Below are 15,239 nucleotides of genomic sequence, written 5' to 3'. Positions count from 1 at the left end.
AGACGTTTGCATCATTCTTTCCGAATCAACTTGTACATGTTTCCCTTTACCAGTCACACACATATCCTATTTTGACCAAGACTATATTGTAAATGAGGTGACAACATGCCCATTACGAATCGATTTTCTACCACCACTAACGGCGCACTCGCTATTACAGGAAACACACTAGGTTTAAGTAAAATTAGCAATCTAAACCGTGCTGGTACAATCGGTGCAATTGGTGCATTCGTAACTACGAATACCGCTTTACAAGTACCTACTTTTCCTGCTGGTACAACATTAAACTATACACAAAATAGTTCTACCGCTCTTTTAAATATCCCTGCTGGTAGTACTATTCTTTACGCAGAACTCGTTTGGGGTGGAAACTATTTATCTCGGGATCAAAACATTACGAGTGTATTAGGAAACCCCGTTTCTTTTACAACACCTGTGTCAACATACTCAATTACCCCTTCGGCTGTTACAGCTTCAAATCAAACTTTCGTTTCTGGATCTGTCACATTTGGATTTTATACACGTTCAGCAGATGTAACCTCACTCGTTCAAGCTGCTGGATCTGGCTCTTATACAACAGGTTCTGTTCCTGGACTTGTAGATCCTTTAGACGCTTCTAATGGAGCCATTAATTCTGCAGGATGGACGCTTATTGTCGCTTATCAAAACGGTTCCTTACCCGCAAGAAATTTAACAATTTACGTAGCTGGTAACCGTGTTTCTGTAGAAACCGGTAGTGCAGATGTATCTGTCTCAGGGTTTTTAACACCTGCCGGGGGACCTGTAAGCGGGAGATTATTTTTAAGTTCTACTGAAGGGGATGCTGATTTAACTGGGGATCAAGCTTTATTTGGACCAAATTTCAGTTCATTAAATGCATTATCTGGGCCAAATAATGCTGTTAATAATTTCTTCGGTTCTCAAATTAATAATGCTGCAGGAAACTTAGATACAACTGGTACATTTGGAACGCGAAACCAGAGTGCCTCTACAGGTACAAATATCTCCGCTGGAAGACAAGGATGGGACATTACTTCCATTGATATTTCTCCTTATTTAACAAACTCCCAAGTATCTGCCGCAATCCGTTTAACTACTAACGGAGATGCATATATGTTAAATACAGTCGGTTTACAAATCAATATAAACTCACCTAATATACAAGCAACTAAAAGCGTGAATAAAAGTGTCGCTACAATTGGAGATATTCTAACCTATACAGTTACTGTTCCTAACACCGGGCTTCTTCCTGCAAATAACGTTACTTTTACAGACGTTCTCCCTAACGGTACTTCCTTTATACCTGGAAGCGTAACGATAGATAACGTACCACAAACAAACGCAAATCCTGCTGCCGGTATATCTCTTGGGACAATTAATAATAGCTCTTCTCGTACAGTAGCTTTCCAAGCGACTGTCGTTTCTCTTCCAAGTCAAAATCCTATCTCTAACACTGCTAATATTACATTTCAATATACACCAATTGCCGGAGGAACGACTTTTAACGGTCTTGCAACAAGTAACTCTGCAGGAACACAAATTAACCTCGCAGATATTAATGGGACAAAATCAGTTAACAAACTTTTTACCGATATTGGCGAAACATTAACTTACAGTATTGCCTTAGCTAATATAGGAAATATCGCTGCAACGAACGTTAAATATACGGATCCGATTCCTAGCGGGACTACTTTCATTCCAGGGAGCGTAACTGTTAACGGGGTTACTCAAGGGGGAGCAAATCCTGCTAATGGTATATCAATTGGATCTATTGCTGCAAATTCTACTACTACCATTTCATTTCAAGTATTCGTTCCTTCTATCCCCCAAACAAATCCAATATTAAATAGTGGTACAACAACATATCAATACATTCCTGTACCAAATCAGCCGGCAGTAAGCGGGACTGATTTGACAAATATTGTCTCCACTCAAGTGAATAATACTACTGTAACAATGACGAAAGCAGTAGATAAAAACTATGCAGATATTGGCGATACACTGACTTATACCGTTGCCTTTACAGGAACAGGTAATACGAATGCGAACAATGTTATTTTTACAGATGTCATTCCTACAGGAACAACTTTTGTCCTAAACAGTTTAACAATAGATGGTACGACACAAGTTGGAGCAAATCCAGCTAACGGTGTGAATATAGGATCCATCCCAACTGGCACAACCAAAAACGTTTCATTTCAAGTAGTAGTTAATACAATACCTGCGTCAAATGTCGTATCTAACGGATCAAGCGCTTCTTATCAGTACACCGTCAACCCTAGCCAAGCGCCCGTTACAAAAAACATTTCTTCTAATCTCGTTTCTACTCAAATTAACAATGCGAATTTATCATTAACAAAATCAACTAACAAACAATTTGCCACAATTGGCGAAACGATAAGTTATACAATCCTTATTACAAACAGTGGAAATACAGCCGCTAATAACGTACAACTAACAGATCCACTTCCAAATGGAACAATATTGACTCCTGGTACTGTAACGCTAAACGGCGTCTTGCAAAATGTAAATTCTCTCATTGCCTTACCTATCGGCACAATTCCTGGTGGAGCTACTTTCAACTTATCCTTCCAAGTAACAGTCATCAATATTACTGCACAAAATCCTATCATTAATAACGCTTTTGCCTCTTATATTTACATTGTAAACCCAAGCCTGCCACCAAATTCAAAAACAGCAAATTCTAATTCTGTTACATCAACAATTAGACTAGCAGATCTTCATGCCATTAAATCTGTAGATAAAACATTTGCGGAAGTTGGAGATGAATTAACTTACACCTTTTCTGTTACAAACGATGGAAACGTTGCAGCGAACAACGTATTACTATCCGATTCCATTGCGAATGGTACTTCCTTTGTACCGAACAGTGTTATAGTTAACGGTGTTACTCAGCCGGGCGCAACACCAGCTAGCGTTAATATTGGTAGCATCAATGCTAATACTACAATTACAGCTTCATTCCGAGTATTAATAACTAGTATTCCAAACCCAAATCCAATTTCAAATAGCGCTTCCATCTCCTATAACTTTATTGTTGATCCAAATGCTTCACCTGTAAGTAAAAATACAACTTCAACTACTACATTTACTCAAGTAAACGATGCAAATGTCATTTCTGCAAAAACAGTGGATCGAGAGTTCGCTACCGTTGGAGATATATTAACTTATACCGTTATTTTAACGAATGCAGGAAGTGTTTCTGCTGATAGTCCAACTTTCGTAGATACAAATCCAGATGGCACTACCTTCATTCCAAACACTTTCCTTATTAACGGTGTACTTCAAAATAATGCAGATCCAAATATAGGTGTTCCGTTACCTGCCATTCCTGCTAACGCCTCACTTACGGTCTCTTATCAAGTAACTGTCACCTCTTTACCAGTCCAAAATCCAACGACAAATTCATCTAGTACACAATATAGTTTTATTCTAAATCCAGGCGATCCGCCAACTATAGAAACATCTTTAAGTAACACTGTAAGTACACAAATTAACTTAGCAAATGTAGTTATTGTCAAACAGGTAGATCTAACTATTGCTGATGTTGGGCAACCAATCACATATACAATTTCCTTAGCTAACCTTGGCAATACTACAGCAAATAATGTTATTGTTACCGATATACTTCCTGCTGGTACAACTCTCGTACCAAATAGTATTTTTATCGGTGGTGCTTTACAGCTAGGCGCAGACCCAAGTACCGGGCTTCAAGTCGGCTCCATTCCTGCAGGTGGTTTTACAACGATTGTTTTTCAAATAAGTGCAAATGGGATACCTTCACCAAATCCAGTTCAAAATAGCGCTTCACTTCAATATAGCTTTATTGCTGATCCAAATTTACCTGCTGTTGTGAAAAACGCTACTAGTAATATAGTAACTACACAAATTAATACTGCCAATATTGTTGCTACGAAACTAACGAGCACAAATTTCGCTGATGTTGGCGATGTCATAACGTATGCAACGATTTTAACGAATAACGGCAATATCCCTGCCTCTAATGTAACGTTTACAGATATCATTCCAACTGGTGCCATCTTCCTTCCTATTACTGTAACGATTAACGGTGTCCCTATAGCCAACGCAAATCCTGCTAATGGTATTTTTATAGGTACGATAGGAGCGAGCTCATCACGTACCGTTTCATTCCAAGTTTTTGTACCAACTATTCCCGCAGTAAATCCGATTACGAATCAATCAAACACTTCATTCCAATACACGTATGATCCATCCAAACCAGCTGTCATGCAAATGGTTGCTTCTAACACTGTACAGACAACTATTAATAGCGCCTCAATTGTCGCTACAAAATCTGCAGATAAACAGTTTGTTAACGTAAATGAAATTATTACGTACACAACTACTTTAGCGAATAACGGGAACACACTTGCATCAAATGTAGTATTTACAGATGCCATTCCAAGTGGGACGTCATTTATTCCAAATAGTGTAACGATAAATGGTACTACACTCCCTAATGTAAATCCAGCAAGCGGAATTGCAATTGATCCAATAAATCCGAATACAAATACAATCATCTCGTTCCAAGTACAAGTAAATTCCATCCCGAATCCGAATCCAATCCCTAATCAAAGTAATACAGCATACCAATATGTCGTAAATCCTAACTTACCTCCAACATCCGCCAATGCGTTAAGTAACGTAATAACAACTCAAATTAATAACGCTACGATCGTCGCTACTAAATCAGTGAATACACCGACAGCTGCAATTGGAGATATCGTTACCTATACGATTGCAGTTACGAACACTGGAAATATCCCTGCTAGTGCAAATGTTTTAACGGATGGGCTTGGCGCAGGAGCTTCATTTATCCAAAACTCCGTAACTATCAATAATGTTCCACAACCAGGATTAGATCCATCACTTGGTATTCACTTAGCAGATATTCCACCAGGTAATACTGTATTTATTGCTTTTCAAGCACAAATTTTAGCGATACCGCCTAGTGGCACATTAACAAATAACGCCCTTGTAAATTATGAATATACAGTGAATCCAAACCAATCACCTGCTGTTGGTAGTACAATTACAAACACAACGGTTACTCCAATTATTGATGCTACTCTATCTATAAATAAAACTGTCAATTCAACATTCGCTACTATTGGAGATACACTTACTTTCACTTCTACCATTACTAATTCCGGTAACACTACCGCAAACAATGTTATTTTTACAGATTTAATTCCAGATGGTACAGCGTTTATTCCAAATAGTTTTACAGTAAATGGAACAACTATTCCTAATGCAAATCCACAAAATGGTATCAATATCGGTAACATAAATTCAAATGCATCAGTTATACTCAGCTTTCAAGTAAACATTACAACGATTCCAAATCCTAATCCAAGCCCTAATAAATCATCGGTTCAATATAGTTTTATTGTAGATATTAATGAACCACCTGTTTCACGAACAGTTAAATCCAATAAAACTTTTACACAAGTAAATACTGCTTCCGTTATCGCAACAAAAACTGCGAGTAGTGCATTTGCTGCTGTCGGAGATACAATTACGTATACAACTACTCTCGCTAATAGCGGAAATACTACCGCAAACACACCTGTTTTTATCGATATATTGCCACCTGAACTTTCATTCGTTCCTGATAGCGTACAAATTAATACCATCCCACAACTTGGATTTAGGCCAGATAGCGGGATTCCTTTAGACCCAATTCCAGTTGGAGGAACGACAACCATTAGTTTCCAAGCCATTGTCGGTTCAATACCAGCTTCAAACCCTACGATGAACCAATCTAGCACAACATACTCTATTATTATTGATCCTACCGAGCCGCCTGTTACAGAAACAGCTACTAGTAACCCCGTCTTAGTTCAAATAAATGAAGCAATTATTCAAGCAACGAAAAGTGTGGATCGTCTATTTTCTGACATCGCGCCTGGAAATTCATTTTTAACGTATACAGTTTTATTAGAAAATATCGGGAACGTGACTGCTACTAATATCATTTTTACAGATCCGATTCCAAATAATACAGTATTTATAGAAGATAGCGTTCGAGTAGGTGGGGTTTTATTACCTGGGGTAAATCCAGCAAATGGGATACCAATTGGGGATATTATTGCAGGAGATTTTATAAACGTCACCTTCCGCGTGCATGTAGTTAGTATTCCAAATCCAATTTTCACAATTGGGCCTGGGGGACCAAACTCACCGGTTATAAATGGTGCTTCTATTAATTATCAATTTATGACAGGACCTAATTTGCCACTAGTTTCAAGAAGTACAACATCCAATCCGGTTTCGACACAAATAAATTCTGGGGAAATTGTGGCAATTAAATCTGCAGATAAAACTTTCGCGACGATCGGCGATGCAATTTCTTATACAATTACATTAAGTAACCCTGGAAATGTCACTTCACAAAATATAATTTTCACAGATATTTTACCTGACGGAACAACATTTATTTCCGGGACTCTTACAAGCGATTCTGGTACACAGCAAATTGGAAATCCAGCTAGCGGGATACAGATTGAAAATATAAATCCAGGTGGAACGGCCATTATTACTCTCAACGTACTTGTTACAAACATTCCAAGTATAAATCCAATTTCTAATTTTAGTTCTGTACAATTTGCACATGTGGTCGATCCTAGCCAACCTGCCGTATCACAAACGAATGTATCTAATGCAGTTTCAACAACAATTAATAGCGCAATATTAAATACAACAAAAACTGTTGATAAATCTATTATTTCCGTCGGTGATACACTTACGTATACAACGACTATTACGAATACAGGAAATACACCAGCAACTAATATAACATTCACAAGCGCTATTCCAGCTAGCACTACATTCATACCAAATTCAGTTACAGTAAATGGAGTTCAGCAACCTGGTGCGCAACCAGCACTTGGAGTAAATTTACCAAATATCGCACCCGGTGAAACAGTAACTGTTACTTTCCAAGTAAATGTTATTTCTATTCCCCCTTCAAGTTCGATTATGGGTAATGACACAATTTTATATTCTTATACTGTTGATCCAAACGGAACCCCTGCGACAACTTCTACTTCAACAAATATCGTTACAAATCCAGTACTAGATGCTATGTTAACGATGGTAAAATCGGTCGATCAAACGCTTGTAACACTAGGTGATACGATTACCTATACAACAATTTTAACGAATAACGGTAATACAAATGCAACTACTATTACTTTCACTGATCTTATACCAGATGGTACAACGTTTATTACCGATAGCGTTACAATAGATGGCATCACACAAATCGGACTCGATCCTAATACTGGTATAACAATTGGATCAATTGGTCCTAACAGCTCCATCTCTATAGCATTCCAGGTTACCGCTACTTCTACACCAGTCCAAAATCCTATTGCCAATTCCGCGACTGCATCTTACACATTTATCGCTGATCCAAATGCACCGATTGTTTCAAGAAATGCTACTTCAAACACAACGTTTACTACAATTAATACAGCTACCATTCTTTCATCGAAACAAGTTGATAAAGCATTTAGCAGCATCGGAGACACACTCACCTATACTGTCACTTTAACAAACAATGGAAATTCCTCCGCACAAAATGTTATATTCACAGATACTGTGCCAAGCGGAACTACTTTTATTACAAACACATTTTCTATTAATGGAATTCCTCAAAGTGGTGCAAATCCAGTGAACGGTGTAAATATCGGACCTATAACAGCTGGGTCTACAGTAAATGTTTCCTTCCAAGTAAACGTGACCTCATTACCAACTGAAAATCCAATTGTAAATTTTTCATCGACATCGTACCAATTAGTCTCACCGCCTGATGCAGAAACTTCAATTAGTAATCCTGTTTCAACACAAATTAGAGAAGCCATATTATCTATGACGAAAAATGAAAGTGTATCCTTTGTAGATATCGGGCAAACTGCTTTTTACACTACTTCTATTGCCAATGTAGGCAATACGGATGCAACTAATATTGTATTCACAGATGTATTACCAAGCGGACTCACATTTGTTCCTAACACATTAACTGTCGATGGCATTTTACAACCTAATGCGGATCCAAATACAGGTGTATTACTTGCAGCACTTCCACCAAATGAAATATATAGTATCGTTTTTCAAGTTACAGTGAACAGCATTCCACCTATTAATCCAGCACCGAATACAGCATCCACGACTTATGATTTTACTGTTGATCCTGTTAATCCTCCCGTTTCAAGCACAGCTAATTCTAACACTACGCTTCTCCAAATAAATAACGCAAATATTATAAGTACAAAAACAGCAAATCTTACTTTTGCAGATGTTGGTAATACAATAACATTTACAATTAACCTTCCTAATACTAGGAATGTGGCTGCAATTGATGTTACTGTTATCGATATACTTGATAGCAATTTAAGTTTCGTTCCAAACAGTTTCACAGTTAATGGGCAAACCATTCCAAACGCTGATTTATCTACTGGTGTAAATATCGGTTCAATTAATGGTGGAAACACATCAATTGTCACATTCCAAGCCATCGTTTCAACCCTCCCAATCAACAATCCTATTTCTAATTCGGCTCTTACCACTTACCGTTATATTGTTGATCCAGATCAGCCGTTCATTTCAACTTCTAATCAATCTAATACAACGACAACACAAGTTAATAGCGCTATCCTTACTGCACAAAAAAATTCAAATGTGGAAACAGTAGATATTGGGCAAGATATTGTTTACTCAGTTACGATTACAAATAGCGGAAATGTTAGTGCGACGAATGTTATTTTTACCGACCTAATTCCAGACGGAACTTCCTTTGAACCGAATAGTTTTACACTTAACGGAACTACCATCCCAAATGCAGACCTAATTACAGGCGTTCCAATTGGTGATATCGCGCCAAACCAGTCTGTCATCGTAGCATTTCATATTAATGCCGATGAAATTCCGCCTATAAATCCAATTACCAATCAAGCTAGTGTTAGTTTCCAACATATCGTCAATCCAGCTAATCCTCCTGTTTCAAAAAACATCACTTCAAATAGTGTTACAACAACAATTGAAAGTGCTATTTTAAACACTATTAAAATAGGAGATAAAGCTTTTGCAACGATTGGTGATACGATTACGTATACAACTACGATTACGAATACAGGAAATATTCCTGCTAATAACGTTATTTTCTCAGACCCGATACCATCGTGGACACAATTTGTTGCAGGGTCAGTCATTGTTGATGGCACTTCATTATCATCCGCTTCTATCATTGACGGTGTTGGCATAAATACAATAACTCCAAATCAAATCGTAACAATTATGTTCCAAGTGCAAATCGTAAGCAATCCAACAACTTTCACACCTGAACTCCAAAACTTAGGATTTGTTAACTTCCAATATAACGTAGGAAACACATTACAAGCTCAGCCTGGCAATGTGGAAACGAACGTCTTCGTTACTTCTATTAATTCAGCGATACTTTCAGCTGTAAAAACTACTAATACAGCCTTTGCAAATATCGGAGACACAATCACTTACACTGTCCTTATTCAAAATAGCGGCAATACAACCGCTACGAATTTAAATTTCTCAGATCTTATTCCAGCTGGAACGGCCTTTGTTGAAAATAGTTTTGCTGTAAATGGAAGTACCATTCCAGGGGCAAATCCAAATAACGGAGTTAATATCGGAACCGTTAGCGCCAGCAATTCCTTAGCTGTTACTTTCCAAGTTATAGTTACATCTACTCCACCTTCAAATCCAATCACAAACGTTGCATCTATTCAATACACATTTATTGTTGATCCGGCAGCCCCCCCTATTACAGGCACAATAAACTCTAATAGTGCTTCAACACAAATAAATAACGCTACTGTTACTACTGTTTTAGAAGCAAATCGAACAATCGTATCTATTGGAGATGTAATTACGTACACTGCAACATTAACGAATACTGGAAACTTCCCTGCAAATTCTGTATTACTCATAAACGGAATTCCTTTAGGTGCAGTATTCGTTCCAAATAGCGTTACGCTAAATGGAACTTCACTTCCAGATGTAAGTCCAGCTCTCGGTATTCCAGTTGGTATTATTGCACCAGGCGATTTTGCTACTATTACGTTCCAATTTCTTGCTAGTTCTATTCCACCGCAAGGAGCGATTATAAATCAAGCCATTACAAATTACACGTATATTGTCGATCCAAGTCAACCCCCAGTTACAGCAACATCCTCCTCTAATTCTGTGAGTACAGCTGTAATTGATGCATCATTATCCGCAACTAAAAATACAGATTCTCTCGTACAATCTACTAACGGTACAATCACTTACACAGTAGTCATTCAAAATAACGGAAATACAACTGCAAATACAGTTACTTTAACAGATTTGGTCCCAGAAGGAACTGCATTCATTCCTAATAGCGTTACCATTAATGCCGTTTCAGTTCCAGGTGCCGATCCAAACGTAGGAATACCATTAAACTCCATCGCACCATCAGAAATCGTCACCGTCACATTCCAAGTTATCGTTCAATCCATTCCAAGCGTTAATCCAATTTCTAATACAGCCCGTATTGACTATACTTTTGTCGCCGATCCAACTGCTCCTAGCATCTCTCGAACAATTACATCTAATCCAGCTTTCACGCAAATTTCGGATGCAAATATCCTTTCTTTAAAAGCAGTCAATGCACAACAAGCAACAACTGGCGATATTTTGACCTACACGATTACACTAGAAAACAGTGGAAATATCCCGACAACCAATCTCTCATTTTTAGATTCTACTTCAGATGGTACTACATTCGTAGAAAATAGTTTTACCCTTAACGGAACTACTATACCTGGTGCAAATCCAAATGTAGGTGTTACTTTGCCTGACCTTGCAGCAAACGCTACTCATCTTATTTCGTTCCAAATTCTTATTAACAATTCATTCTCGGAAGATTCTATTCAAAACCAATCTAACACGACATATACAATCCAACCGAATCCTGGGCAACCACCAATTACTGAAACCTCTACAAGTAACATCGTTATTACAAATTTTGTGCAAGCACAATTGACAATCACAAAAAACATCCAACCCAATAACTGTAGATATCGGCGGAACTATACTTTATATTTCTGAAGTGAAAAATACCGGCAATGTTGACGCAATAAATATTATTTTCACAGATTCTATTCCAGCTGGGACTACATTCGTTCTCGATAGTGTCACAATTAACGATGTCCTGCAGCCAGGTATAAATCCAGAAAATGGCATACCAATTGGAACGATTCCAGCAAACAGTTCCAAAACAATACTATTTCAAGTGCGAACAAACAATCCACCTACTGAAACCGAAATTATAAATCAATCTTCAGCAACTTATCAATATGTAAGTATTCCTACAGCTCCACCAGTAAATCGCTCTGCAAATTCTAATATCGTTACAACATCACTTCAAAATGCAAATATTATTTCTGTTAAAAGGGCGGATGTAACTTTCGTATCAATCGGGCAAAATATTACCTACACAAATGCACTACAAAATATAGGAACCATTCCAGCTAACAATATTGTGTTCATTGATAACATTCCAGAAGGTACTATATTCATTGAAAATAGCTTATCAATAAATAATGTGATTCAGCCTGGTGCGAACCCTGAAAATGGAGTAACTCTCGGCACGATACAACCAAATGAAACAGTCACTATTTCATTCCAAGTACAACTTACAAGTATCCCTTCTGGCAACACAGTCATTAACATTTCAGACACTTCGTATGAATACCAAATTGCCCCTAGTTCCCCTACTATTCAGCGTAGATCATTATCAAATGCAGTAAATACTGAAGTGCGGACGGCAAATGTTAGTGCAATTAAATCCGCTAACAGATCTATTACACGCATCGGTCAAATTATCACATATACAGTCGCAGTCACAAACGCTGGTACAGTACCTATTACAAATGCTCTCCTAATTGACGCAATTGCTGCTGGCACTACATTCGTTCCAAATAGCATCCTTGTAGATGGCGTACCAAGACCTGGCGAAAATCCAATTACTGGAATTACCCTTGGTGTTATCCTTCCAAATAATACGATTATCGTTACGTTCCAAGTAAATGTAGTCTCTATACCTTCACAAAATAATATTAATAATATCGCTGTCATTCACTACGAATATCAACCGGATCCAAGCTCACCACCAATTTCAGAAACGACCTCTTCCAATAGTACAAATATACAATTTATTGACGCTATTCTTATCGCTACAAAATCCGCTAATAAAGTATTAGCTAATATTGATGAAATCTTTGAATATACAGTATTAATCCAAAATAACGGATCCACTACAACTAACTCCATCTTTTTTACAGATACTATAGAGGATGGAACAGTATTTATTCCAGGAAGTGTGATAGTTAACAATACTGTACTTCCTGCAGCAGATCCGAATATCGGCTTTTCCATTGCTAATATCGCGTCAGGTCAATCGACAACAATTACATTCCAAGTTTCCGTTACGAATTTACCTGCTGTAAATCCAACACCTAATACTGCAAACATCGTCTACGACTTTATCTTCAATCCTGACTTTGCACCAATTCAAAAATCTACTACTTCCAATACTACTTTCGTTCAAATTAATGATGCTGATATCGTTTCACTTAAAACTGTTGATTTGACTTCTGTAACGATTGGTGACATTTTAACTTATACAACAACTTTAACGAATACAGGGAATACGGATGCTACTGCTGTTGTATTTACAGACAATATCCCTGATGGAACAACCTTTATAGACGGTAGCGTTTTAGTAAATAACATTCCGCAGCTGAACGCGAATCCAAGTACAGGTATACTTGTAGGAACGATTGCCCCTAACATTTCTATCCCAGTCACATTTTCTGTTACCGCCGTAGCTCTTCCAGCTAGCGGTCGCATTCAAAATCAATCAACTTCTCGTTATACAATAAATGGTGAAGAACAAATATCAACTAGTAATATTACCTTCACTGAAGTTATTTCTGCTAATGTAATTGCGACAAAAACAACGCCTATCCAATATGCGGACTTACAAACTATCATCCCTTATACAATTTCAATCATAAATAACGGAAATATACAAGTTGAAAACATTATCGTTACAGATATCATCCCAGCAAATACGAGCTTTATAGAGAGTAGTGTTATTGTGAATGGAAACGCTCGTCCAAATGACAACCCACTTAACGGTATACCAATTGATAACATTCCGCCTAATACGACAGCAACTATTCTATTCCAAGTACGGGTTACTTCGATTCCACAAACAAATCCAATCTCTAACACGAGTACAATTGAATACCAATACACTGTACCGAATCGACCGCCTATTACCGAAACTATTATTTCATCAACTGCCGTAACAGCAATTAATCATGCGACTTTGAATAGTAATAAAGCTGTTGACCTTGCATTTGCAACGGTCGGTGACACCTTAACGTATACGATTACACTCAATCAAGCTGGAAATGTTTCAGCAAATGATGTAATCATTCAAGATATTATTCCTCAAGGTACTACGTTTATAGAAAATAGCGTCATTGTAAACGGTGAAACTCTTCCGGGAGTTAATCCAGTAAGTGGTATACCAATTGGTACTATAATTGTAGGTGGAGATGCTATCGCTTCATTCCAAGTAACTGTGACTTCTATTCCAACACCAAATGACCTCAATAACAAAGCAATTACTACTTTTAACTATATAGTCAACCCAAATAACGTACCTGTTACAAATACAACTACAACAAATACCGTCACAACAACTGTCCAAAATGATAATGTCGTTGCCATAAAGTCTGTTAATGCCACGAATGCATTACCTAGTCAAACTTTAACGTATACAATTACGATTACTAATAGTGGTAATGTGACTATTGAAGATCTTCTTGCCATAGACACCGCACCAGTAGATACGACCTTCGTTACGGGAAGCGTTACGATTAACGGAATCAATCAACCTAATGAGAATCCTGAAAATGGTATTACGTTAGGAAACCTTGCTCCTAATGAATCTGTTATTATTACGTTCCAGATAACAATATCTTCTTCAACTCTTCAATCTACAATCAATAACGATGCCTCTGTTTCCTATACTGTTACCATTGACCCGAACGAACCGCCTATTACAATTACAAAGCAAACAAATACCGTGACAACGGCAGTAGTTGATCCGATGGTTCGCATTGAAAAAACAGCTGATAAATCTATCGTAGCGACAGGGGATACTATAACTTTCACATTAGAAGTGATAAATCATTCACCAATTCCTACAATCAGTACTTCCGTCCTAGATATAATTCCAGCTGGTACAACATTTATAGAAAACAGTGTAACAATTAACGGTACTCCGGTTCCAAATGTTCGTCCAGACACTGGTATTAATATCGGCGCTTTACCTGCAGGTTCAGTAGCAACGATAACATTTCAAGTTCTCGTAACTTCTATCCCTTCAAACAGTACAATTATCAATTCTGCAACAGTTACAGCTGCTTTCCAATTGACACCACAGGACCCAATTATTACTTTCATTGTTAATTCGAACATTGTTCGTATACCAGTTCAATTTGTTACTGCAACAGTCACGAAAAACGCTTCCATTAGCTCAGCTTATTTAAATCAATATTTTGATTATACGGTGCGTATTACAAATACTTCCGAGATTTCACTCTCAAATATTTCTTTACAGGATACCATTCCAGCAGGTTTACAATTTATAACCAGCACTGTCTCCATTAACGGGGAACGCTCTCCACTAGCGAATCCGAATATCGGTTTCCTAGTCGCTACTAATTTGGAACCGAACGAAACAATTATCGTGTTATTCACAGTACAAGTGATAAGTCCACCTGTTAATAATGAATTTAAAAACATGGCAAACGTTTCTTTACAGCTTCAAGTCTCTCCTACCGATCCACCACTCACAGTAACCGTTACAAGTAACGAAAACATCGTCACCTTTATTCCAGAAAATCCGAATGAAACACTTCCAAATTTAAATTGCTTCTTTGACGGTGAACGCTTCATACGCATTACTCCTCGAAATGTACGAAATTACCTTTTGCCTTGGATTTGGTGGCGGTAATCGAAAAAATAAAAAGCTTGTAGTTTGATAATATTCAAACTACAAGCTTTTTTCATTCTACAGACTACACGTCCTCTTTTAAAACGAATTCATCACACCA

General features: G+C 37.6%; 1 pseudogene. It reads left to right on the top strand.

The features are described 5' to 3' along the window. Window positions 1-105: 105 nt before the first annotated feature. Window positions 106-15,139: pseudogene (locus tag MRBLBA3_RS11650) on the top strand (DUF7507 domain-containing protein). The last annotated feature ends 100 nt before the right edge of the window (window positions 15,140-15,239 follow it).

The sequence above is a fragment of the Bacillus sp. LBA3-1-1.1 genome (assembly GCF_040676495.1).
GTDB lineage: Bacteria > Bacillota > Bacilli > Bacillales > Bacillaceae_G > Bacillus_A > Bacillus_A nitratireducens.
Note: the sequence above shows the minus strand (reverse complement) of the source record. Positions and strands in the feature narration are given on the sequence as shown.